The sequence below is a fragment of the Novosphingobium resinovorum genome (assembly GCF_036352595.1).
Lineage (GTDB): Bacteria > Pseudomonadota > Alphaproteobacteria > Sphingomonadales > Sphingomonadaceae > Novosphingobium > Novosphingobium resinovorum_B.
Genome location: NZ_JAZFAX010000027.1, coordinates 1 through 21,802, shown reverse-complemented (window position 1 = coordinate 21,802; position 21,802 = coordinate 1). Strand labels below are relative to the sequence as shown.

Annotated in this window: 32 protein-coding genes; 22 read left to right on the top strand and 10 right to left on the bottom strand. The window is 65.2% G+C overall.

Going from position 1 to position 21,802, the window contains the following annotated elements:
- Nucleotides 1-2: 2 nt before the first annotated feature.
- The 3 genes from V2S85_RS20560 to V2S85_RS20550 are packed head-to-tail and all read left to right on the top strand — an operon-like array spanning nucleotide 3 to nucleotide 2,344.
- The gene (locus V2S85_RS20560) at nucleotides 3-281 is read left to right on the top strand and encodes a hypothetical protein (RefSeq protein ID WP_330704686.1); all 279 of its coding nucleotides are present in this window, start codon (nucleotides 3-5) and stop codon (nucleotides 279-281) included.
- Nucleotides 282-297: 16 nt separating this feature from the next.
- Nucleotides 298-1,557: a diaminopimelate decarboxylase gene (lysA, locus tag V2S85_RS20555; RefSeq protein ID WP_330704685.1), complete on the top strand. Its 1,260-nt coding sequence runs from the start codon at nucleotides 298-300 to the stop codon at nucleotides 1,555-1,557.
- A gap of 10 nt (nucleotides 1,558-1,567) precedes the next feature.
- Nucleotides 1,568-2,344, top strand: coding sequence for a siroheme synthase (locus V2S85_RS20550; RefSeq protein WP_330704684.1), 777 nt, complete (start codon nucleotides 1,568-1,570; stop codon nucleotides 2,342-2,344).
- A gap of 201 nt (nucleotides 2,345-2,545) precedes the next feature.
- Here V2S85_RS20550 and ruvX read toward each other — a convergent pair whose 3' ends face one another.
- The 6 genes from ruvX to pyrE all read right to left on the bottom strand — a co-directional run bounded on the left by ruvX (nucleotide 2,546) and on the right by pyrE (nucleotide 6,944).
- Nucleotides 2,546-3,037 (bottom strand): Holliday junction resolvase RuvX, encoded by a 492-nt coding sequence (gene ruvX, locus V2S85_RS20545; protein ID WP_330704683.1) that lies wholly within the window; start codon nucleotides 3,035-3,037, stop codon nucleotides 2,546-2,548.
- Complete coding sequence (locus V2S85_RS20540) at nucleotides 3,013-4,134, bottom strand: DUF3089 domain-containing protein (RefSeq protein WP_330704682.1); 1,122 nt, start codon at nucleotides 4,132-4,134, stop codon at nucleotides 3,013-3,015. Before V2S85_RS20540 ends, ruvX begins: the two co-directional genes overlap by 25 nt.
- A gap of 7 nt (nucleotides 4,135-4,141) precedes the next feature.
- Nucleotides 4,142-5,092 carry a signal peptidase I gene (gene lepB / locus V2S85_RS20535; protein WP_330704681.1) on the bottom strand — a complete coding sequence of 317 codons (951 nt, stop codon included), beginning with the start codon at nucleotides 5,090-5,092 and terminating at the stop codon, nucleotides 4,142-4,144.
- Between the two features lie 33 nt (nucleotides 5,093-5,125).
- The gene (gene acpS / locus V2S85_RS20530; RefSeq protein WP_330704680.1) at nucleotides 5,126-5,527 is read right to left on the bottom strand and encodes a holo-ACP synthase; all 402 of its coding nucleotides are present in this window, start codon (nucleotides 5,525-5,527) and stop codon (nucleotides 5,126-5,128) included.
- Nucleotides 5,528-5,552: 25 nt separating this feature from the next.
- Nucleotides 5,553-6,293 carry a pyridoxine 5'-phosphate synthase gene (locus V2S85_RS20525; RefSeq protein WP_008831549.1) on the bottom strand — a complete coding sequence of 247 codons (741 nt, stop codon included), beginning with the start codon at nucleotides 6,291-6,293 and terminating at the stop codon, nucleotides 5,553-5,555.
- Nucleotides 6,294-6,362: 69 nt separating this feature from the next.
- Complete coding sequence (gene pyrE, locus V2S85_RS20520; RefSeq protein WP_330704679.1) at nucleotides 6,363-6,944, bottom strand: orotate phosphoribosyltransferase; 582 nt, start codon at nucleotides 6,942-6,944, stop codon at nucleotides 6,363-6,365.
- 210 nt (nucleotides 6,945-7,154) lie between these two features.
- Between pyrE and coxB the strand changes: the two genes are divergently transcribed.
- The 11 genes from coxB (at nucleotide 7,155) to V2S85_RS20465 (ending at nucleotide 15,237) form a co-directional block, all read left to right on the top strand.
- Entirely contained in the window at nucleotides 7,155-8,255 is a 1,101-nt protein-coding gene (coxB, locus tag V2S85_RS20515) for a cytochrome c oxidase subunit II (RefSeq protein ID WP_330704678.1), read from the top strand.
- A gap of 29 nt (nucleotides 8,256-8,284) precedes the next feature.
- The gene (ctaD, locus tag V2S85_RS20510) at nucleotides 8,285-9,970 is read left to right on the top strand and encodes a cytochrome c oxidase subunit I (RefSeq protein ID WP_330704677.1); all 1,686 of its coding nucleotides are present in this window, start codon (nucleotides 8,285-8,287) and stop codon (nucleotides 9,968-9,970) included.
- Nucleotides 9,971-10,061: 91 nt separating this feature from the next.
- Nucleotides 10,062-10,988 (top strand): heme o synthase, encoded by a 927-nt coding sequence (locus V2S85_RS20505; RefSeq protein WP_330704676.1) that lies wholly within the window; start codon nucleotides 10,062-10,064, stop codon nucleotides 10,986-10,988.
- Nucleotides 10,989-10,998: 10 nt separating this feature from the next.
- Entirely contained in the window at nucleotides 10,999-11,124 is a 126-nt protein-coding gene (locus V2S85_RS20500; protein ID WP_330704675.1) for a hypothetical protein, read from the top strand.
- Nucleotides 11,124-11,705: a cytochrome c oxidase assembly protein gene (locus tag V2S85_RS20495; RefSeq protein ID WP_330704674.1), complete on the top strand. Its 582-nt coding sequence runs from the start codon at nucleotides 11,124-11,126 to the stop codon at nucleotides 11,703-11,705. Before V2S85_RS20500 ends, V2S85_RS20495 begins: the two co-directional genes overlap by 1 nt.
- Before the next feature lie 83 nt (nucleotides 11,706-11,788).
- A complete protein-coding gene (locus V2S85_RS20490) occupies nucleotides 11,789-12,610 on the top strand; it encodes a cytochrome c oxidase subunit 3 (protein ID WP_330704724.1) in 822 nt (273 codons plus the stop codon).
- Between the two features lie 88 nt (nucleotides 12,611-12,698).
- The gene (locus V2S85_RS20485) at nucleotides 12,699-13,253 is read left to right on the top strand and encodes an SURF1 family cytochrome oxidase biogenesis protein (RefSeq protein ID WP_330704673.1); all 555 of its coding nucleotides are present in this window, start codon (nucleotides 12,699-12,701) and stop codon (nucleotides 13,251-13,253) included.
- Nucleotides 13,254-13,292: 39 nt separating this feature from the next.
- Nucleotides 13,293-13,898, top strand: coding sequence for a hypothetical protein (locus V2S85_RS20480; RefSeq protein ID WP_330704672.1), 606 nt, complete (start codon nucleotides 13,293-13,295; stop codon nucleotides 13,896-13,898).
- Nucleotides 13,899-14,093: 195 nt separating this feature from the next.
- A complete protein-coding gene (locus V2S85_RS20475; protein WP_330704671.1) occupies nucleotides 14,094-14,396 on the top strand; it encodes a YciI-like protein in 303 nt (100 codons plus the stop codon).
- Nucleotides 14,393-14,785: a nuclear transport factor 2 family protein gene (locus V2S85_RS20470; RefSeq protein ID WP_330704670.1), complete on the top strand. Its 393-nt coding sequence runs from the start codon at nucleotides 14,393-14,395 to the stop codon at nucleotides 14,783-14,785. Before V2S85_RS20475 ends, V2S85_RS20470 begins: the two co-directional genes overlap by 4 nt.
- 161 nt (nucleotides 14,786-14,946) lie before the next feature.
- Nucleotides 14,947-15,237: a hypothetical protein gene (locus V2S85_RS20465; protein WP_330704669.1), complete on the top strand. Its 291-nt coding sequence runs from the start codon at nucleotides 14,947-14,949 to the stop codon at nucleotides 15,235-15,237.
- An 11-nt stretch (nucleotides 15,238-15,248) separates the two neighbouring features.
- Here V2S85_RS20465 and V2S85_RS20460 read toward each other — a convergent pair whose 3' ends face one another.
- Together V2S85_RS20460 and V2S85_RS20455 are read right to left on the bottom strand one after the other, a co-directional pair.
- A complete protein-coding gene (locus V2S85_RS20460; protein WP_330704668.1) occupies nucleotides 15,249-15,716 on the bottom strand; it encodes a hypothetical protein in 468 nt (155 codons plus the stop codon).
- Nucleotides 15,717-15,919: 203 nt separating this feature from the next.
- Nucleotides 15,920-16,192, bottom strand: coding sequence for a hypothetical protein (locus tag V2S85_RS20455; protein ID WP_330704667.1), 273 nt, complete (start codon nucleotides 16,190-16,192; stop codon nucleotides 15,920-15,922).
- Nucleotides 16,193-16,584: 392 nt separating this feature from the next.
- Here V2S85_RS20455 and V2S85_RS20450 point away from each other — a divergent pair, with 392 nt between their 5' ends.
- Together V2S85_RS20450 and V2S85_RS20445 are read left to right on the top strand one after the other, a co-directional pair.
- Nucleotides 16,585-16,950, top strand: a complete 366-nt coding sequence (locus tag V2S85_RS20450; RefSeq protein WP_330704666.1) for a hypothetical protein — start codon at nucleotides 16,585-16,587, stop codon at nucleotides 16,948-16,950.
- 499 nt (nucleotides 16,951-17,449) lie between these two features.
- Complete coding sequence (locus V2S85_RS20445) at nucleotides 17,450-18,121, top strand: spermidine synthase (protein WP_330704665.1); 672 nt, start codon at nucleotides 17,450-17,452, stop codon at nucleotides 18,119-18,121.
- A gap of 226 nt (nucleotides 18,122-18,347) precedes the next feature.
- Here the strand turns inward: V2S85_RS20445 and infA are convergent, their stop codons facing one another.
- Nucleotides 18,348-18,617: a translation initiation factor IF-1 gene (gene infA / locus V2S85_RS20440; protein WP_330704664.1), complete on the bottom strand. Its 270-nt coding sequence runs from the start codon at nucleotides 18,615-18,617 to the stop codon at nucleotides 18,348-18,350.
- 311 nt (nucleotides 18,618-18,928) lie between these two features.
- Here infA and V2S85_RS20435 point away from each other — a divergent pair, with 311 nt between their 5' ends.
- The 4 genes from V2S85_RS20435 to V2S85_RS20420 all read left to right on the top strand — a co-directional run bounded on the left by V2S85_RS20435 (nucleotide 18,929) and on the right by V2S85_RS20420 (nucleotide 20,502).
- Nucleotides 18,929-19,102: a hypothetical protein gene (locus V2S85_RS20435; protein WP_330704663.1), complete on the top strand. Its 174-nt coding sequence runs from the start codon at nucleotides 18,929-18,931 to the stop codon at nucleotides 19,100-19,102.
- A gap of 86 nt (nucleotides 19,103-19,188) precedes the next feature.
- Nucleotides 19,189-19,407, top strand: a complete 219-nt coding sequence (locus V2S85_RS20430) for a hypothetical protein (RefSeq protein WP_330704662.1) — start codon at nucleotides 19,189-19,191, stop codon at nucleotides 19,405-19,407.
- Between the two features lie 10 nt (nucleotides 19,408-19,417).
- The gene (locus tag V2S85_RS20425; protein WP_330704661.1) at nucleotides 19,418-19,684 is read left to right on the top strand and encodes a hypothetical protein; all 267 of its coding nucleotides are present in this window, start codon (nucleotides 19,418-19,420) and stop codon (nucleotides 19,682-19,684) included.
- A complete protein-coding gene (locus tag V2S85_RS20420) occupies nucleotides 19,678-20,502 on the top strand; it encodes a transglutaminase family protein (protein ID WP_330704660.1) in 825 nt (274 codons plus the stop codon). Before V2S85_RS20425 ends, V2S85_RS20420 begins: the two co-directional genes overlap by 7 nt.
- On the opposite strand, the gene V2S85_RS20415 is transcribed toward V2S85_RS20420, so the two are convergent.
- Nucleotides 20,494-20,925 carry a thioesterase family protein gene (locus V2S85_RS20415; RefSeq protein WP_330704659.1) on the bottom strand — a complete coding sequence of 144 codons (432 nt, stop codon included), beginning with the start codon at nucleotides 20,923-20,925 and terminating at the stop codon, nucleotides 20,494-20,496. The two genes, V2S85_RS20420 and V2S85_RS20415, sit on opposite strands and share 9 nt — an antisense overlap.
- Before the next feature lie 228 nt (nucleotides 20,926-21,153).
- On the opposite strand from V2S85_RS20415, the gene V2S85_RS20410 reads away from it, so the two are divergent.
- Together V2S85_RS20410 and V2S85_RS20405 are read left to right on the top strand one after the other, a co-directional pair.
- Nucleotides 21,154-21,360: a cold-shock protein gene (locus V2S85_RS20410; RefSeq protein ID WP_036526131.1), complete on the top strand. Its 207-nt coding sequence runs from the start codon at nucleotides 21,154-21,156 to the stop codon at nucleotides 21,358-21,360.
- A 68-nt stretch (nucleotides 21,361-21,428) separates the two neighbouring features.
- On the top strand, nucleotides 21,429-21,713 hold the full coding sequence (locus V2S85_RS20405; protein WP_330704658.1) for a hypothetical protein: 285 nt from the start codon (nucleotides 21,429-21,431) through the stop codon (nucleotides 21,711-21,713).
- Nucleotides 21,714-21,802 lie beyond the last annotated feature (89 nt).

The following is a 21,802-nucleotide window of genomic DNA, read 5'->3' as shown; positions in this document are numbered from 1 at the left end:
TGATGAAGAAGGTCGCGGTCGTTTTGATGCTTCTGGCGCTCGCTGCCTGCGGGGAGCGGACGGCGCTGGCGCTCAAACCCGGCCAGAAGCTCCCGCCGGCTCCTTATGGCCGCGCCGACCAGCCAGGGCCGGACGAACTGCTCAAACGCCCGACGATCGCCGTGCCCGAGCGCAGCGTCGAACTGCGTACCCGTTCCGAGGAGCGTGAGGACGATCCCTTCGATCTGCCCCCGCCCGAAGCCGCCGAAACGCCCGCGCCCAGTGCTAGCGGCACACCCTGATACGCGACAGGACACCATGGATCATTTTGCACTCATCGACGGCGAACTGAACGCCGAACGTACCCCTCTGGCCGCCATCGCCCGCGAAGTGGGCACGCCCGTCTACGTCTATTCGCGCGCAACGCTGTCGCGCCATGCCAAGGTTTTCCGCGAGGCGCTGTCGGCGCTGCCGAAGGTGCACATCGCCTTCGCCGTGAAGTCGAACCCCAACCTCGCGGTGCTGCGCCTGCTGGCCAAGGAAGGCTACGGCGCCGACGTCGTCTCCGAGGGCGAGATGAACCGCGCGCTGGCCGCCGGGATGAAGCCGGCGGACGTGGTCTTCTCCGGCGTCGGCAAGACCCGCGCCGAACTGATCGCCGCCGTCCGTGCCGGGATCGGCCAGTTCAACCTCGAAAGCGAGGAGGAGGGCGTCGAACTTTCCGAGATCGCCGTCGCGCTCAAGGCGAAGGCGACCTGCACGCTGCGCGTCAACCCGGACGTCGATGCGCGCACCCACGCCAAGATCTCGACCGGCAAGGCGGAGAACAAGTTCGGCGTCGCCTACGATCGCGCGGCCGGCATCTACACGCGCCTTTCGGAGCTGCCCGGCCTCGACATGCGTGGCCTCGCCGTCCACATCGGCAGCCAGATCAGCGACCTGGAGCCGTCGCGCCAGGCTTTCCTCAAGATGGGCGCGCTGATGAATGCCCTGCGCGCGCAGGGGCAGACCGTCACTCACATGGACCTCGGCGGCGGGCTGGGCGTGCCGTACAAGGCGGACGACGAACTGCCGACGCCGGCCGACTATGGCCGGATGGTCAGCGACGTGGCGCAGAACTGGGACGTCACCCTGATGTTCGAGCCGGGCCGGGTCATTACCGGCAACTCGGGCGTGCTGGTGACCGAGGTGGTGCGGGTGAAGCAGGGCACGACAAACCCGTGGGTGGTCGTCGATGCGGCGATGAACGATCTCGCCCGCCCGGCGATGTACGACGCCTGGCACGATTTCGCGGCGGTGAAGCCCTCGGGCGAGACGGTCACCGCGAACATCGTCGGCCCCATCTGCGAAAGCTCCGACACGTTCGCGATGGCGCGCAGGATCGACGCGGTGAAGGCCGGTGACCTCGCGATCTTCCGCACCGCCGGGGCTTACGGTGCGACGATGGCGAATACCTACAACAGCCGCGCGCTGGTACCCGAGGTGATGGTCGACGGCGACAAGTGGGCGATCGTCGCCAACCGCATCGAGCCGGCCGCGATCCTCGCCGCCGAGCAGGTGCCGGACTGGCTGGACTGACGAAACCGCGATGATCGAGGCGCTTCCCCTGTTCCATCGCATCGCCGGCCGGCCGGTCGTGGTCGTGGGCGAAGGGGAAGCGGCCGAGGCCAAGCGGCGGCTGGTCGAGCGGGCCGGCGGGGTGGTCTTCACCGACATTTCCGAAGGCGCGGCGGCAGGTGCCAGGCTGGCCTTCGTGGTGCGGGAGGACGATGCTCGGGCCGAGGCGGACGTCGGCCTCGCGCATCAGGCCGGGATGCTGGTCAACGCCACCGATCGCCCGGCGCTTTGCGACTTCACCGTCCCGTCGATCCTCGACCGATCGCCGGTGCTGGTGGCGGTGGGGACGGGCGGCGCCTCGGCGGGCTTGGCCAAGCAGCTGCGGTTGCGGCTGGAGGCGCTCTTGCCGGCTTCACTGGGGGCGCTGGCCGGCGCGCTGCAACGGGCGCGGGGCGCGTTGCGCGCGCGTTTTCCCGATACTGGCGAGCGCCGCCGCGCGCTGGATGCGGCGCTGACCGCGGGCGGCGTGCTCGATCCCTTCGACGGAGCCAGTGCCGACCGCGTCGATTCATGGCTGGCCGGCGCCACGGCCGAGACGGGGAGGCAGGTGGAAATCGTCCTGCGCAGCGACGATCCCGACGACCTGACCCTGCGCGAGGCGCGCCTGCTGGGAGCGGCCGACGTGATCGTGCATGACCCGCGCGTCGCCGAAGCGATCCTCGACCGCGCCCGCGCCGACGCGGAGCGCCATGTCGCGCCGCCTTCCGGCGCGCACGCCGGACTGACTGTGGTGCTCAAAGTCGGCTAAGGCAGGGGTTCCTCCGCGAAACGAGGCGGGAACCCGCCCGCCTCCTTAGAGACCGTTTGAGAAATCGCGGAAGAGCGATTTCCAAGGCGGCACCGGCCCGCTCCCCCACCCGGCCACCCATAGAATACTGCCGTTGGGTGGCCGGGTGGGGGAGCGGGCCGGTGCCGCGATGCGCCGATAGGCGCAATCTCAAACGGCCTCTTAGAACATTCCCCCCACCAGCGCGTCGATCGCGCCTTGCAGGATCACCGCCGCCGCTGCCGAATCGATCCGCGTGGCGCGCTTGGCACGGCTCATGTCCTGTTCGATCAGGCCGCGTTCGGCGCCGGTGGTCGACCAGCGCTCATCCCACAGCAGGATCGGCAGGCCCAGAACCGCAAGGTTGCGGGCGTAGGCGCGGCTCGACTGCGCGCGCGGGCCTTCGCTGCCGTCCATGTTGAGCGGCAGGCCGATGACGATGCCCCGGATCGAGCGTCCGCGGATCAGTTCTTCCATCAGTGCCTTGTCGGCCCCGAACTTGCCGCGCTTGATCGTTTTGCCGGGGGAAGCGATGCGCCAGCCGGCGTCGCAGAAGGCGGTGCCGATGGTCTGCGTGCCAAGGTCGAGCCCCAGCAGCGCGCCGGCCTGGGGCAGGGCGTCGCGGAATTCCAGCGAACTGGTGGTGGGGGTCACTTTTGCTGCGTCGCCAGCCACGCTTGGGTGCGCCTTTCGAAATCGGCTCTGAGGTTCGCCCAGAACAAAGTCACGTCATAGAGGTGATAGTTGTTGCCCGGAAGCACGTAGGCACCGAGGTCCAGCTTGGGCGGTGGGCCGATGTGCAGGAAATGGTCGGGGCCGCAGGCGGCGGGCACGGTCTTCTCGACGATCGTGCCGCTGCGTGCCTTGAAGTCGGGGACGAGGGTGCCGAGGTTCGCCTCCGCCTCGGCGGTGCTGTCCGGCACGCCGGTGAGGGGGTTGGTGCACAGGAACGCGCTTCCTGCGACCGACTTGGCATCGAGCCCGGTGCGGCGGGCATAGGCCTTGAGCGGCATGGCGACGTCGGCCGGGTCGGCGACCGAGAGCCAGCTGACCACGCAGCCCGGCTGGTCGGCGCGGGTGCAGGCGGGAATGCCCATCTTCGGCAGGTCGTGCTCCAGCGAGACCGGCCAGCCGATCACCCACGCGCCGACCAGTCGCTTGGTCAGCGGCGTCCCGGCGATCCGATCGCGCATCAGGCGGCGCAGCAGGAAAGCACCCTGGCTGTGCCCCGCCAGCGCGATCGGCTGGCCGGGTCGCAAGTGCCGGGTGAAGATCTCGAAAGAGGCCAGGACGTCGCCATAGGCAAGGTCGATGGCCTGCGCTGCCTCGGGCTTGGCGGTCAGGAACGCGCCGATCGCCGCCTGGCGGTAGCGCGGCGCCCAGATCTCAGCTTCGTTGAAAGGGCTGGCCATGCCCTGCACGAACAGGTTCGCGCGGTCCCGGCTGACGGCATCGTCCAGCCCGGCGTTCCACGAGGCGCGCGCGATGTAGCTGGTCGGATGGACGAAGAAGACCGCGACCGGCAGTTTTGCCGCAGGCGCCTCCATCCCCGGCGGCAGCCAAGCCGAAGGATCGTCCTTCACGCCGGGCCTGGCCACCCACATCGCCGGGTTCTCCCACGATTCGGGCGGCAGTGCCTGTGCTTTTGCGAAGGAGACGTCGGGCACGAAGGCCATCTCGGTCAGGTCTTCCGACCAGTACCATAGCGCCAGCATCAGCGCGAGCACCGCTACCGTCAGCCCCGCGACGATGTAGAGGAACTTGCGCGCCATGCCCGGATCAGTAGGCCTTGGCGGGATCGACGCGCGGGCGCAGGCTGGTGAAGGCACGCCCGTCGCGCAGGGCATGCCACCATGTCAGCGGGTTCCAGCTCTGCGCGCCGTCGAGCGAGAAGGTGATGAACTCCGCCCGGCCGCCGATGTCGGACAGGGGCACCGGGCCGCCGAGGCCGCCGTCGGGCTGGCCCTGCCAGTTGGCGGTGAAGGGCGCGCGGCTGTCGGCCGAGCGGTCGCGGTCATCGCCCATCAGGAAGACGTGGCCTTCGGGCACCTTGACCTCGGGGTAATTGTCGAGGCTCTGGTCGATATAGTCGATGATCTGGTAGCTGGCGCCGTTGGGCAGCGTTTCGCGGTAGGTCGGCAGTTCATAGACCTCGCGGCCGGAGGGGAGGCGCACGCGGTACTGCTCGAATCCATCGTAGCAGTGGCCGGGCTCCTGGCCCTCGCAGGTCAGCTTGTCATCGGCGGGGATCTGGACCGAAGGCTCGATCTCGCGCGGGATGAACCGCCCGTTGAGGCGGATGCGGCCGTCGATCACGGCGATGCGGTCTCCCGGACGGGCGACGACGCGCTTGATAAGATCGGCCTTGCGATTGCCGGGCACGACGATGACGATGTCGCCGTATGCGGGCGTGGAGCCGAGGATGCGCGTGGTCGAGCGCGGCAGCAGGTGGAAGCTCAGCGACGACCAGTTCCAGCCGTAGGGATACTTCGACACCACCAGCCGGTCCCCCACCAGCAGCCCCGGCATCATCGAGATCGAGGGGATGTAGAACGGCTTGGCCACCAGCGAGTGGAACGCCAGCACGCCCAGCAGCATGACGAGGAGGCCGCGCAGTTCGTGCCACCAGGTGGTCGTCTGGCTGTTGGTCGTCTGGCGCTGCTTTTCCGGCCCGGCCTGTTCCAGTGGAGCCGCTTCAAGGGTATCGGGCCGGGCGGTCTGTTCGGTCATGTCTGTGGGGAACTCTGTTCGGAGCGGGAGCGGTCAGAGGGGGCGGGCTTCGATGATGACGAAGGCCTGCGCCCATGGGTGGTCATCGGTGAGCGTGAGGTGAACCACGGCTTCATGGCCGGCAGGGATCATCGAATCGAGCCGCGCCCTGGCACCGCCGGTCAGCGCCAGCGTCGGCGCGCCGGAGGGGGCGTTGACGACGCCGATGTCCTTCATGAACACCCCCGCCTTGAACCCGGTTCCGACCGCCTTGGAAAACGCCTCCTTGGCGGCGAAGCGCTTGGCCAGCGTGCCGGCGATCGTGTGCGGGCGGCGGGCGGCCTTGGCGCGCTCCACCTCGGTGAAGACGCGATTGAGAAAACGGTCGCCATAGCGCTCGAGCGAATTGGCGATTCGCTCGATGTTGCACAGGTCCGAGCCGAGGCCGATGATCATGGCCGGGCTCCCGCTTGCTTCGTCATCACCGCACCTCGTCCATCAGCGCGCGCATCTTCTTCACGCTGGCTTCCAGCCCGATGAAGATCGCCTCGCCGATGAGGTAGTGACCGATGTTGAGTTCCGCCAGTTGCGGAATCGCCGCGATGGGCTGGACGTTCTCGTACGTCAGGCCGTGGCCAGCGTGCGGCTCGATGCCGTTCTTGGCCGCGAGCGCCGACATGTCGACGATGCGGCGCAGTTCGTGCGCGACCTGTTCGCCCTCGGCATGGGCATATTCGCCGGTGTGGAATTCCACCACCGGCGCGCCGAGCTTCATGGCCGCTTCGATCTGGCGCGGCTCGGGGGCGATGAACAGGCTGACGCGAATCCCTGCGTCCGACAGGCGCGAGACGATCGGCGCGAGGCGGTTATGCTGTCCCGCCGCGTCGAGGCCGCCCTCGGTCGTGCGCTCCTCGCGCCGCTCGGGCACGATGCAGGCGGCGTGAGGACGGTGGCGCAGGGCGATCTCGAGCATCTCGTCGGTTGCCGCCATCTCCAGGTTGATCGGCAGGCCGGTCGCCTCGGCGACGCGGAAGAGGTCGTCGTCGCGGATATGGCGGCGATCCTCGCGCAAGTGGACGGTAATGCCGTCGCCGCCCGCGCGCGCCACGATCTGGGCGGCGCGGGCCGGGTCCGGATGCTCGCCGCCGCGCGCGTTGCGGATCGTCGCGACATGGTCGATGTTGACGCCGAGACGCAGGCGGGCGGGCTTGAGCACGTTCATTCTATCATCCTGAGCTTGTCGAAGGATTATCCGATCAGGGACTGACTTTCCGAAAGTTACTTCCGAAAGTTACTGGGCGCGGCTGCCGGGCTTCACCGCCTGCGAAGAGGCCAGTTCGGGCGGCAGTTCGTCCGGCGCGTACGTCGGGAAGTTGAGCGCCACGAGCGGGAAGAACGGCACGCCCAGATCCACCGATCCGGCCGAGCGATCGACCAGCGAGGCCGCGGCGATCACGGTGCCGCCGGCTTCCTCGATGGCCTTGATAGCCTCGCGGCTGGACAGGCCGGTGGTGACCACGTCCTCCACCATCAGCACCTTGTCGCCCGGTTCCAGCGCGAAGCCGCGGCGCAGTTCGAAAGTGCCGGTGGGGCGCTCGACGAACATCGCGTCGACCTGCAGGGCGCGGCCCATCTCCTGGCCGATGATGACGCCGCCCATCGCGGGCGAGACGACCTTGGTGATCTGCTTGCGGATGTCGTGCGGCAGCTTGGATGCGATGGCGACGGCAAGACGCGCGGCGCGGTCGGGGTTCATCAGGACGCGGGCGCACTGAAGATAGTACGCGCTGTGGCGGCCGGACGAGAGCAGGAAGTGTCCTTCCAGCAGCGCCTTGCAGGCGCGGAATTCGGCGAGGACCTCTTCTTCGAGCATTTGTGACTATACCTTGGTTGCGTTTTTCGAACGATCTCGCGCAGTTCGCCCGCGCGTTACGGGAAAAATTCCCCTAGAGGCGCTTGAGACGGGCGGCAAGGCCGCGTATAGCCCAGCCCAAAGGGGGGCGAACAACGCCGCCATGACAGGGGTGCGCCTGATGCCGGTAAGACGGCGCGGGCGTTCGAAGGAAGTGGAAGCGCAAAAACCATGACATTTGGCAAGATTTCGTTCGGCATTGGAAGGGCAGCCATCGGGCTGGGCCTTTCGCTTGCCGGTGTTCTGACCAATGCGGTCCCGGCCTTCGCGCAGGAAGCGCCCGCTGCCTCGGCCGCCGCTCCTTCCGCCATCGCGACCGGTGCGGCGGGCGGTGCTGCCCAGGCGTCCAGCGCGGGCAGCTATACCCCGATGGCGCCGACCCCCGGCGTCGGCATGCCGGTGGACGGCGGAATCGGCCTGCAGGACCAGTATTCCAAGCTGGGCGAATATGGCTACGCGATCCATCACGGCCTGCTGTGGGTGATCGGGCTCATCACCCTGTTCGTGCTGATCCTGCTGGTGATCGTCGCGGTGCGCTTCAACCGCCGCGCCAACCCGGTCGCCTCGAAGACCAGTCATAACACCATCCTCGAAGTGGTGTGGACACTGGCGCCGGTGCTGATCCTGATCGGCATCGCGGTCCCCTCGATCGACCTGATCGCCAAGCAGTACAAGCCCGCGCCCAAGAGCGCGCTAACCATCAAGGTCACCGGCAACCAGTGGTTCTGGACGTACGGCTACCCGGACAACGGCGATTTCGAGGTGATCTCGAACATGCTGAACATCCCGGGCGAGCCGACCATCAACAACGGCGTGCGCGAAGTCGGTTCCAAGCCCTGGGACGGCCCCTCCCACCTCGAGGTGGACAACCGCATGGTCGTGCCGGTGGGCGAACCGATCCGCCTGCAGATCACCGCCGCCGACGTGATCCACTCGTTCGCGATCCCCTCGCTGTGGTTCAAGCTGGACGCGGTGCCGGGCCGCATCAACGAGAAGGTTCTCGTGGTCGAGAAGCCGGGCGTCTACTACGGCCAGTGCTCGGAACTGTGCGGTGCCAAGCACGGCTACATGCCGATCGCCGTCGAAGCGCTCCCGCGTGACAAGTACAATGCCTGGGTGCTGACCCATGCCGGTGGCGAGATCGACGGGAAGAAGCCCGCCGCTGAAGCTGCCCCTGCCGCTGCGGCTCCTGCCGCCGCTCCCGCCCCGGGTTCTTCTGAGGCCGCAGCCTCCGACGCACCCGCCGGCGAAGCGACCGCCGAAGCCGAATAATAGCGATACGAGAGGACAGGGTCCCCACCATGGCAACCACCGCTGACCACTTCCAGGCACACTCGGAAGACCACGGCCACCACGATTCCGATCACAAGCCCGCGTTCTTCGCGCGCTGGTTCATGTCCACCAACCACAAGGACATCGGCACGATGTACCTGATCTTCGCGATCATCGCGGGGATCGTTGGCGGCGCCTTCTCGGGCATGATGCGTGTCGAACTGGCCGAACCCGGCATCCAGTATCTCGATACTTTCGCGCGCTGGTTCGGCGCGGTGAACCCGGACTTCAACACCACGCTGCACACCTGGAACGTGCTCATCACCGCGCACGGCCTCATCATGGTATTCTTCATGGTGATGCCGGCGATGATCGGGGGCTTCGGCAACTGGTTCGTGCCGCTGATGATCGGCGCGCCGGACATGGCGTTCCCGCGCATGAACAACATCTCGTTCTGGCTGACTGTGGCGGGCTTCTGCTCGCTGCTGTGCTCCGCCTTCGTGCCGGGCGGCACGGGCAACGGCGCTGGCACCGGCTGGACGGTCTACGCACCGCTTTCCACCAGCGGTTCGCCCGGACCGGCGGTCGATTTCGGCATCTTCTCGCTGCACCTCGCGGGCGCCGGCTCGATCATGGGCGCGATCAACTTCATCACCACCATCCTCAACATGCGTGCGCCGGGCATGACCCTGCACAAGATGCCGCTGTTCGTGTGGTCGATGCTGGTCACCGCGTTCCTGCTGCTGCTGTCGCTGCCGGTCCTTGCCGCCGCGATCACCATGCTGCTGACCGACCGCAACTTCGGCACCACCTTCTTCGACGCTTCGGGCGGCGGTGACCCGATCCTGTACCAGCACCTGTTCTGGTTCTTCGGCCACCCCGAAGTCTACATCATGATCCTGCCGGGCTTCGGCATCATCTCGCAGATCGTCTCGACCTTCTCGAAGAAGCCGGTGTTCGGCTACCTCGGCATGGCCTACGCGATGGTCGCGATCGGCGTTGTCGGCTTCATCGTGTGGGCGCACCACATGTATGCCACCGGGCTTTCGGTGAACACCAAGATGTACTTCACCGCCGCCACCATGGTCATCGCGGTGCCCACCGGCGTGAAGATCTTCTCGTGGATCGCGACGATGTGGGGCGGCTCGATCGAGTTCAAGTCGCCGATGGTCTGGGCGATCGGCTTCATCTTCCTGTTCACCGTGGGCGGCGTCACCGGCGTGGTCCTCGCCAACGGCGGCGTCGACGACGTGCTGCACGACACCTACTATGTCGTGGCGCATTTCCACTACGTGCTCTCGCTGGGCGCGGTGACGGCGCTGTTCGCCGGGTTCTATTACTGGTTCCCGAAGATGAGCGGCCGGATGCACTCGGAATTTCTCGCTCACGTCCACTTCTGGATCTTCTTCGTGGGCGTGAACATGATCTTCTTCCCGATGCATTTCCTGGGTCTGCAGGGCATGCCGCGCCGTTACCCGGACTATGCGGAGGCCTATGCCCACTGGAACCACGTCGCCACGATCGGCTACATGGTGATGGCGGCCAGCCTCGTGGTGTGGTTCGTGAACATCGTCTACGCCTACGTCGCCGGCAAGCGCGCCGAGGACAATTACTGGGGTGAAGGCGCGACCACGCTTGAGTGGACGCTCACCAGCCCGCCGCCGTTCCACCAGTTCGAGACCCTTCCGGTCATCGGCGAGACGGCGCACCATTGATCGCCCGCAGCCATCCCGGAACGGTTCCGGGATGGCTGCGACGTTCTGGCCACTCGCTTGAAGCGGCCCTCAGGTGTATGGGCGGGCGATTATGACCCCCACTAATCCGATTCCTGTAGCTACGCCGGCACCTGCCGATTGGCGCGATCTCATCGCGCTGACCAAGCCGCGCGTGATGAGCCTGGTGATCTTCACCGGCCTGTGCGGCCTGCTCGCCGCGCCCGAGAGCATTCATCCCGTGCTCGGCTTCACCGCCATCCTGTGCATCGCGATGGGCGCCGGCGGCGCCGCCGCGCTCAACCAGTGGTGGGAGGCCGACCTCGACGCCGGGATGAAGCGCACCGCCCAACGGCCGCTGCCGCAAGGGAGACTGGACCGCACCACCGCGCGCGATTTCGCGGGCGTGCTGTGCGCGGCCTCGGTGTTCCTGATGGGCTTTGCGATCAGTTGGCTGGCCGCCGCGATCCTGGCGATCTCCATCGTCTACTACGCGGTGGTCTATACGATCTGGCTTAAGCCGCGCACACCGCAGAACATCGTCATCGGAGGCGGCGCCGGCGCGTTTCCGCCGCTGATCGGCTGGATTGCCGCGACCGGGCATATCTCGCCGATGCCGGTGGTGCTGTTCGCGATCATCTTCTTCTGGACCCCGCCACATTTCTGGGCGCTCGCGCTCTTCGTGAAAACCGACTACGCCAAGGTCGGCATCCCGATGATGCCGGTGGTCGCCGGTGAGCGCGCCACCCGCCGCCAGATCCTCGCCTATGCCGTGCTGCTGCTGCCGCTGAGCGCGCTGCCCTGGTGGCTGCCGGGCGGCGAACATGCCGGCGCGATCTACGGCGTCTCGGCGCTGGCGCTGTCCAGCGTGTTCCTCGCTCTCTCGGCCAGGGTCGGTCTGCGCACGCGCAGCGGCGACGATGACACGATGAAGCCGGAAAAGCAGCTTTTCGCCTATTCGGTGCTCTATCTTTTCGCCCTGTTCGCCGCGCTCGTCGTCGATCGCTACATTCCCTTGTGAGGACCGCCCGATGACCGAGCCGCAGAAGCAGAAGACCTTCGAGCAGATCCGCCGCAGCCGCAACCGCGTGCTGGCGCTCAGCCTTGCGGCTTTCGTGATCCTCGTGTTCTTCATCTCGATCGCGAAGATGGGCTGATGGTGCAGGGGCGTGCCGCCAACCGCAAGGTCGCGCTGACCGCCGCCGGTGCGGCGCTGGGGATGCTGGGCCTCGGTTTCGCGTCGGTGCCGCTCTACCGCATCTTCTGCCAGGTCACCGGCTACGGCGGCACCACCCAGCGCGCCGATGAGGCCAAGGCGGCCACGATCAGGGACAGCGGGCATACTATGTCGATCCGCTTCGACGCCAATGTGGAGCGGAACATGCCCTGGCAGTTCAAGCCGCTGCAGCGCACCGACACGGTCTCGATCGGCGCGCGGGACATGGCGCTGTTCTGGGCGAAGAACACCTCGGACAAGACCATAACCGGCACCGCCAGTTTCAATGTCGAGCCGGAGCAGGCGGCGCGCTACTTCAACAAGATCCAGTGCTTCTGCTTCACGGCGCAGACCCTGAAGCCGGGCGAGGAAGTGCGCATGCCGGTGCTCTATTACGTCGATCCGGCGATCCTCGACGATCCGGACAACAAGGATGTCCAGCAGATCACCTTGAGCTATACATTCCACGTCACCGCGATCGGCGACGCAAAGACACTGGACCAAGCCCCGACCGGCGGTTAATGCCAAGGCGGGAACCGTCTGCGCAACAAGACCTTTCGAGGCAGCAGGCGTACACAGATTGGATGAACGGGGACGAAGGCACCATGGCAGGCACGAAGAACCACGATTACCATATCCTTCCGCCCGACATCGCGCCGCTGGCGACGACGATCGGCGCCTTCGTGTTCACGTCCGGCATGGTGCTGTTCATGCACAAGATGCCCGGCGGCGCCTTCGTGCCCTGGGCCGGTCTGGCGATTCTGCTCGCATCGATGTTCATGTGGTTTTCCAAGATCATCAAGGAAGCGCACGCCGGCGATCATACCCCGGTGGTGCAACTGCACCAGCGCTACGGCATGATCCTGTTCATCGCTTCGGAAGTGATGTTCTTCGTCGGCTGGTTCTGGGCGTTCTTCGACTTTTCGCTGTTTCCATCCGAACTGGCGGACGTGGTCGGCGGGCAGTGGCCGCCCAAGGCGATCGAGGCGGTCATGGACCCCTTCGCGCTGCCGCTGCTCAACACGCTGATCCTGCTGTGTTCGGGCACCACCGTCACCTGGGCGCACCATTCGCTGATCCACGGCGACCGTGAGGGCCTGAAGAAGGGCCTGTGGGCGACGATCCTGCTGGGCGTGCTGTTCTCGTTCATCCAGGGCTACGAGTACATGCATGCGCCGTTCGGCTTCGGCGGCAACACTTATGGCTCCGCCTTCTACATGGCCACCGGCTTCCACGGTTTCCATGTGATTGTCGGCACGATCATGCTGATCGTCTGCCTCAAGCGCGCCTACAACGGCGACTTCACGCCGCGCCAGCACTTCGGCTTCGAGGCTGCGGCGTGGTACTGGCACTTCGTCGACGTGGTGTGGCTGTTCCTGTTCGTGGCCGTCTACATCTGGGGCGGCTGGGGCTATCCGACTCACTGATCCGCTTGATCGACCATCTCGAAAGGGCAGCCGAAGACCGCTTCGGCTGCCCTTTTCGCATCAGGCCCATTCGTATCAGGAGCACCGCATGCGCCGCATACCCGTCTTCCCCACGCTGGTCGTCCTTGCGGCCGTGGCACTGATGATGGCGCTCGGATTCTGGCAATTGCGCCGCCTTCACGAGAAGGAAGCGCTGCTGGCCCACTATGCGGCGGCCCAGGTCAACCCGGCGCTGGTAGAATGGACCTCGCGAGGGGTGGGCGAGGATTTGCTCTACCGCCGCGCGCATCTGGACTGCGCGGCAGTGGGCGAGCGGAGCAGCATGGCCGGACATAATGCCGCCGGGGTCGCCGGCATGGCCCAGACGGCCCGTTGCGCGCTGCCGGGCGGCGGCAGTGCGCTGGTCGTGCTGGGCTGGTCGCGGCAACCCAATGCCGGGGTATGGCGGGGCGGAGCGGTGACCGGCGTGATCGCACCGGGGCCGCGCCTCGTGGCGATGCCGGCGCTGGCCGGGCTGGAGCCGAACGCTATGCCCGACCCATCGGAGCTGCCGAACAACCACTTCTCTTACGCCGTGCAGTGGTTCCTGTTCGCCGCGACCGCCTTGGTCATCTACGTTCTGGCGTTGCGCAAGCGGACGTAGCGGCGCGGAACCGGCGGCGCTGCGGAAGGTTTGGGATACATGAAACGGATTGCCGCGCTTGCCGCTTTCGCCCTGCTGCCGCTGGCCGCATGCTCCTCCGAACCGCAGGAGCCCGGCGCCGCCGCGTCCGCGACCAGCGAGCCCCTGCCTCCGGAGGAGGCGGCCTCGCAGGTGCCGCCGGGGAAGGCAGCCGCGAAGATGCCGGCCACCGCATCACAAGTCCTGGGCCTCGATGGCCTCGGCGAGTTGCGCATCGGGCAGGGGGTGCCGCCGGGCAGTCTCTGGGCCGAGCGCGGCGCGCAGGAGAGCGATGCCTGCCGCACGATCACGTCGCCGGACTATCCAGGCGTCTATGCCATCGTCGAGAAGGGCAAGGTGCGCCGCATCACGCTGGGCAGCAATTCCACCGTGAAGCTTGCGGAAGGCATCGGCGTCGGCGCCAGCGAGGCGGACGTGAACAAGTGGTTCGCCGGCTTCCGCGAGGAGCCGCACAAATACGAGGAGGCGCCCGCCAAATACCTGACGGCGCCCAATGCCCGCCCCGGAGAATCGGCGCTGCGCTTCGAAATCGGTCACGATGGCCGCGTCAGCCTGATCCATGTCGGCGAGATGCCGGTGCTGGCCTATGTGGAAGGCTGTGGCTGAGAGACCGTTTGAGAATGCGCCTTTCGGCGCATTGTGGCACCGGCCCGCTCCCCCACCCGGCCACCCATAGAATACTGCCGTTGGGTGGCCGGGTGGGGGAGCGGGCCGGTGCCGCCTTGGAAATCGCTCTTCCGCGATTTCTCAAACGGTCTCTAAGGGCTTCCGCCAAGGGCCGCTGGCGGGCAGGATCGGGCGATGAACCACTATCTTCTGATCTATCACCTTGGCCCCGGCTATCTGGAGCGCAGGCCCGAATTCCGCGCCGAGCATCTCGCGCTGGCATGGGCGGCTGCGGAGCGCGGCGAACTGCTGCTCGGCGGCGCGGTGGAAGACCCCGTCGATACCGCCATGCTGCTCTTCGCCGGTGAAGGGCCCGATGTCGCCGAGACTTTCGCGCAGGCGGATCCCTACGTCACCGCAGGCCTGGTCGAGCGCTGGAACGTGCGCCGCTGGACCACGGTCGTGGGTGCGCATGCGGCCGCGCCGGTGCGTCCGTGAACGCGGCGCAGGAGGAAATCGCGATCCGCGCTCGCCGTGCGGATTTCAACAGGGCCATAGAGCAGGGCGATGCTTCCGCGATCGGCCCGCTCCTGGCCCGGGATTGCATCATGGTCACCGGGACTGACAGCGCGGTGATCGCCGGTCGCATGGCGCAGGTGAAAGTCTGGCGGCGCGAGTTCGCGCACGCCGGACGATGGGTTTACGTGCGCAGACCCGAGACCGTCCTGCTCTCACGGGTCGAGCCGATCGCGATGGAGCATGGAACCTGGCATGGCATGGCACCGGATGATGCGGCGCCGTCTGCATCGGGCAGCTATTTCGCCAAATGGCGCAAACTGGCGCAGGAATGGGTGATCGAGGCGGAGGTCTTCGTGACCCTCGCATGAAATGCTTTCCCACGGCGCGCGAGTTCGGCTATCGGCCCGGCTGCAACCCGGCGCGCCGGTCGCGCGTACCGGACGATTCTGTGAGGATGCACGATACTGGCAACCGGCCTGTCGGAAGGCGCGCAACTTCTGCGTGCGGACGGGAACGCGAGGACGTGTCGATGATGCAGGATACCGCCGCTGAAGCTCTGCTGCGCGATACGGGCAAGCTGTGGGTAGAGGCGGGATCGGTGATCGCGCTGCGCACGGCTCGCATCAGCCTTGGCGATCCGCAGGCAGGCGACGAAATGCTGCGCATGGTCACGGAGAAGGTCTGGGCCGGCTGGGAACTCGGCGTGGCCCTCGCGATGGGACAACTGGGCCATGACCCGGAGACGGTCTGCCGCCGCACGGTCACGCACTACCGTCGCGCGGTCCGCAAGAACTTGCGGCGGCTTTCGGCGAACGACTGAGCTGAAGTGCCTTATTGACCGCCTTCGGCGGCCATGACGTCCTGCGCCGCATCGGCCGCGCGGGCGGCTGCGGCGGAGGCCGCATCGTCCTGCCGGCGGGTGATCGGCGAAGGCTCGGAAACAGCGTCTGGCGCCGGAGACTGGACGTCGGTGACAGGCTGTCCATACTGGATGTCGCGCCGCCGTTCCCATGCTTCGTCGGCATAGCGTTCCGATAGTCCGTAGCCGTCCGCTGCATAGTCGTCCGGCGGGCCCTCCGCGAGTTCGCCGCGATCGTCGCCGACCTCGGGTCCGAAGGGCCAGGCGGGCGTGTCCAGGGCCGAGAGGCCTTCATCCAGCCAGGAACGCGGCGCGGGTCGGTCGGTCGGCAGGTGTTCGAACGAGGCATGAGAGGATAGCGACCGGGTCGTCACGGCCGCGAAGGTGGCGCCGGCCAAGCCGCCGACGACGAGCAGCAACGCCAGCTTTCCCAGGCTCATGATACGTTACCGAAGTCGTTTGGCATGAGCCGTTTGTGGCGCATTTCGGCTTTCCACGGGCTGAACACAAAGAAAAAGGCGCCGTCCCGCACGGTGGGGGACGGCGCCTGGTTCGGCGCTCAGCGGCTATCCGGGCGTTGGGAGAGGAGGATGCCCGGGGAAAGCGCGAGCGCGCGATCAGTATGCCCGATCGTGGTTTGCGATCACTCGCCGAGGTTCAGCTTGGCAGCTTCCGCGGTGGTGAACGAGACGTAGCGGCTGTTGTAGGTGCCGGTCACGCGGCCGCCCTTGACGTAGAGACGGAAGGGAACGCCGGCCGAAGTGGCGCCGTCGATCACGGTAACCTTGCCCTTCTGCGCGGTGCTGTAGGTGTAGTTGACGCCTTCATGCGAGAACGCGCGGCTGTCGTCGGCCTGGGCGACGGCGGGAACGGCGAGGAGAGCAACGGCGGCAGAGGCGAGAACAGTCTTGAACATGGCAAAATCCTTAGATTCTGAAGAGGCTGACGATCGCCTCGGGCAACGTTTATCTTGTGCGTTGCAGCAAAAGCGGATCATGCGGTGCCGGGCAATTTCAATGACTGAAAACAGTCTTGCGTATTTTGCAATTATTGTAAAATGTGCTCGATTTCTAGGCAATTAGACGGAGTAAGGACGGCGAGAAAAACATGCATGACGGCCAATTTTTCGTCAAAGTGCGCTTAAAATCAGCGAATCGGTGTTGCCGCGTCGCGAATCAGGAGGACGAGCCCTTGTATCCCCAGGTTGTGCCGCTTGGCGCGAAATGCATGTCACCGACCGATCTCGCCCGCACTTGCATACTGCCCTGCCTTTTCGCACTTGCAGCATGTCATTCGGGCTCGCACGAAATGCCCGGCGATCCGGCTGATCACCGCCCCTGGAACGGCATCACCGCGGCAGAGACGGTGCATTTTGTCGGAACGGAGCCGTTCTGGAGTGGTGAGGTCGGGCCTTCCGGTCTCGTCTACCGGACGCCGGAAAACGAAGGCGGCCAGCCGGTGCCGGCGTCTCGCTTCGCTGGCCGCGGCGGAGTCTCGTTCAGCGGCGAACTCGCCGGAAGACCGGCGACGCTGGTGGTTACGCCCGCAGGTTGCAGCGACGGGATGTCCGATGCACGGTATCCCTACACGGTAACCCTGGAGATCGGCGACGACATGCGGCGGGGTTGCGGCTGGACCGCTCGCAAACCGCGCGAGGGGGCGGAAGGCCAATAGGCGGCTTGGGCAAATTCCGCGTCTATCATCGGTCCCATAGTTCTCCGGCCTGATGCCCCGATCACTCGATATCTTCCGGCGACGTTATCAATGCTCTTTTTGATCGCTGCCGCTGCTTGGGTTTGGAACTTTGGCGGGTTCGCGCTATCAGGCCGCCTGGGCTCGAACGGAGCCTGAGAGCCTCGGCCCTGACATTCGGGACGGCGAGCCAGGCTTTATCGCGCGCCCCGCAGAAAGCCGTCAGCCCCATGTCTTCGCGGTACCCCGTTCTCGTCGTCGAGGACGAGCCTTTGGTGATGCAGGTCGCTTGCGATCTGGCCGGGACCGCTGGGTTCACGGCCGGGGCTTCTGGCTTCCATGTTCCCGGACAGGCCTGGCGTCGAACACTGTATCGCGGACGCATCGACGGGAATGCCCGCCTGAACCGCTCAAGGCGGGCGGCTTGAGCTTGTCCCGCCGGCAACATCAAGCCCGGTGACGGGCCATTCAAGGAAATGCGATGATAGATGATGTCGTGCTCGGTCAGGCCTTCGTGCCGGATGGAGTGGAACTGAGACTGGTCCAGCATGGCGCTGATTTCACCATCCTGCTCGAAGACAATGAACTGATGAGCACACAGGCCAACGCCTCCGAGGAGGCTTTGGCGGTGATGACATGCGAGAAGCTCAGCAACCGCGACACCCCTCAGTTGCTGATCGGCGGGTATGGCATGGGCTTTACGCTCCGCGCGGCGCTGGCGGTGCTGGGTGACGAGGCCAGCATCATGGTGGCCGAAATCGTCCCGGAAATCCTGGCCTGGGCAAGAGGGCCGATGAAGACGATCACCGACGGATGCCTCGATGATCCGCGTGTCCGTGTCATCGGCGAGGATGTCGCATTGCTCATCGATTCAGCCTGGGAGGCTTATGACGCCATTCTGCTGGACGTCGATAACGGGCCGGAAGGCCTCACGCGTCAGCTCAACGATGGGCTTTACTCGGTGCAAGGGCTGCAACGCGCCATGCTTGCGCTTCGACCAGGCGGAATTCTCGCCATCTGGTCCGCCTTTCCCGAACCCCTGTTCACCCAGCGGCTACACGATGTCGGCTACGACGTGACCGAGACGGTGGTTCGGGCGCGGGCGAACAACAAGGGCTTTCGCCATCTCATCTGGTTCGCCCGCAAGCCTTAGTCGGTGTGGACATGCCCCTCCCTGGCCTCGGCCGGGAGGGGGCCAGATCAATCGACCATGGCAGCGACGATACGCCGCAGATGATCCCGGCTCAGAAGTCCCGATGGGCTCTGAAGCAGGACATTGCGCTCGACGAGGGGATGGTACGTGGCATTTTCGAGGCGCCTGTGTGCGCCTGGGGTATTGATGTGCATGATATCCTATGGTGCGGAATTCTTCCCGCGTTCTATCGTTTGAAACCGCTGCGGCGCCTCGGCGGCCCTCCGGCTTGTCCCGGCGTTCTTTCGCGAAACACGATCCGCCCCTTCGAAAGGTCGTAAGGGGTCATCTCGACATGCACGCGATCACCGACCACCGAGCGAATGCGGAACTTGCGCATCTTGCCTGCGGTGTAAGCGATGATCTTGTGCTCGTTATCAAGCAGGACCGCGAAACGTCCATCGGGGAGAATCTCCTCGATGTAACCTTCCATCGTCAGCAATTCTTCCTTGGCCAATCCATGATGTCCCGAATACGAGGGCGCCCGCCGTCATGCATGCGCAAAACGGCGGTCATGAAAGCCAGGCTGATGCTTGAGAAAACGCCGGCATAGCGCAGGCGAGCATTCGCCGAAAACGACGCAGCGATGCCCATATACACGCTAAAATCGATTTTTCAATGAAATCCCGGATTTTTAAATATTATTCCGAATTTCCTGAATGCCCTCGCCGGATGGTGGAAAATCGTGTATAACAATTTCATTGTCGATCATTTCCGCACATCGGCGACTGAGAGACCTAATGCGCTCCCGCCAAAAGGAGAGCTCGCATGGATCTCAATCAGCTACTTTTTCATCATCAGATTGCGCTCATCGAATACACCGTGCGTGATCGGAACGATCATGAGCATCGATCGCGGTTCGATCTGGTGCGCCATTATGAAACCCGGATCGCCCGCCTCCGCCACGACATGGGCGTCCAGGCCTATCCGCAGTGGTCATGACGACTTCGCAGTTGCCGAACCCCAGTCCCGGCCCTCGCTTTCGCACGATGGGAATTCCGGCATGTGGACGGCAATGGAATCGGACCTTGCGAGACGATCGTTCCTTCCAGCGGCGCAGTGAAATAACCGACCTTGCTTTCGGGCTGCTGGGCGGCCGCGTAGCGGCACGGAATTTCCTTTCCAGTCCCGGACCCGACCATCATCGGTCCATGCTTGAGACTGCTACCGGCTCCACGATCGGCCAGATCCAGATCGCGCATCTGGTCCGGAAGATCGCCGCGCACCGGATGCGCCCCTATCAATAGGACGTCGAAAATGGACAGCGAAGACAAACCCGCCCGCCCGTTTCGCCCCAAAGTACGCTGGTCGGATCGCCCCAAGCTCGCGCCCGACGCGGCAAGCCGTCAGGGCCAGGTGACGAAACTGGCGCTGGATGCACTGGGGGGGCGCGACGAAGCCATCGCCTATCTCAACACGGCTTGCGGCAAATTGGGCGGGCGTCCGCTGGACCTCGCCATCGAGTCCGCCGAAGGTCTGGGCCGGGTGAAGCGCGCCCTTGCCGACCTGAAGCCGGCATGCTGATCCGGGCAGGATACGATATAGGCTTCACCTGCGATCAGCCGGTGCCGATGCTCGCGCATCTGAGCGTCCACGCCTCGCGCAACAGGGATCTGCGCACGCCGCAGCGCCTGTTCACCACCCGAGACGTACCGATCTATGACTACGTGGACAGCTTCGGCAATACCTGTACCCGCCTCACCATTCCAGCGGGCGGCGTGACCCTCTCGTGCGGCTTCGTCATCGATGACGTGTTCGAGCCCGACCCTGTCGCGCCGGAAGCCTCGCAGGCCGCGATCGAGGAACTGCCCGACGAGGTCATGCTCTATCTTCTCGCCAGTCGCTATTGCGAAACGGATCGCCTGACCGAAGTGGCATGGGATATGTTCGGAAACGCCGCTCGGGGCTGGGCCTTGGTCCAGGCCATCGTGGAGTATGTGCACGGCCACATTCGCTTTGATTACATGAAGGCGCGACCGACCAAGACCGCATGGGACGCGTTCCAGGAGCGCGAAGGCGTCTGCCGCGATTTCGCGCATCTGGCGATCACGCTATGCCGCTGCATGAACGTGCCCGCACGCTACTGCACCGGATACCTCGGCGACATGGACGTGCCGAGGCCGCTGGGCGAGATGGATTTCTCGGCGTGGTTCGAGGTCTGGCTGGGCGGTCGCTGGTATGTCTTCGACGCAAGGCACAACCGCCCCCGCCGTGGGCGCATCCTGATGGCCCGGGGGCGCGACGCGGCCGACGCGGCGCTGACGATGACTTTCGGCCCAGTCACCCTGTCGCGGTTCGATATCTACACCGATGAGGACAGGCTGGGACTGGTTTCACCCTGACGTCGGACTGAATTGCCTGTCTGCGGCTTCGGGAAAGAAGCACGCCATGACGGGTTCGGTTACCCGGACCGGGCGCCGCGATACCGCATCGATGCAGCACCATCGCGATTTCACCTCGGCGATCGTCTCGCCGCCGCGGCGGATCGTGGTCTCGTAGAACGCGCTTTCCCGGCGTACGTGTTCCAGCACGACATTGGCGGTCAGCTCGTCATGCAGGAAAGCGGGCTTGCGATAGGTAATCTCGTGCTTGAGCGCGATCCACATATAGGCTGCGACTGCCGTAGGCGATGCGACGCGCTGCCAGTGTTCGATGACTGCCGCCTGCACCCACTTGAGATAGGTCGAGTTGTTCACATGTCCCATGAAGTCGATGTCATCGATTTCGATCGTCAGTGGGCAGTCGTGGGTTTGTGCGGAATTCATGGTCTCATGTATCACCTCGACATGACAGTCCGGATTCAATCCGCGACGAAGCCCCGAATCCACCTATCTATTTTTCACGGACGGGCGTAGAAGAGCCGGGCTGACACGTCGCCTGCGACGGATATTGGGCCGCCAAGGCTCCCCTTTGTCCCTTACTAGCCTCACGAAGCCGGGATGTGCCGCTGTTGGTGCATGCCCGTCATACTGCATTGGGCAAAGGATACCCATATGATCACCGGCACCGTAAAGTTCTTCAACGCCGACAAGGGCTTTGGTTTCATCGCTCCCGAAACCGGCGGCGACGATGCCTTCGTGCACATCAGCGCCGTTGAGCGCGCGGGCATGCGCACCCTGAACAAGGACCAGCGCGTGTCCTATGAACTGGAAACCGACCGTCGCGGCAAGACCTCGGCAGTCAACCTCCAGTCGGCCTGATCGAACCGAACCGGCGGGCCTTCGCGAAGGTCCGCCGGATCACGCTATCGGCTTCCGGAGTGATAATGATGTCATCGCTGACGTTCTACCGTGAGCAAGCCGAAATGCAGGAAGTCGCGGCCAATGCGACCAGCTTGCCTCAGGTGCGCGACCGTTGCTTGAGGGCGGCGTCGGCATGGACCGAACTTGCCGACCGGGCTCAGAAAACCGAAGAGGCTCGCAAGGTGAAAGCCGAAGGAACCGCAGCCGATGAGGCCAGTGCACGAGAGTACGAGCACGCAACGAGCCGCGCTGATCTACCGACGGCGATAAGGTCTGACCTGCCCCCCGAAAGGTCCCTCATTCTGATGTAGAGTCTGCCCACGAGAAGGAGCAGACGCATGAGGAAGAGCCGTTTTACCGAGGCGCAGATCATCGGGATGATCAAGGAGCAGGAGTCCGG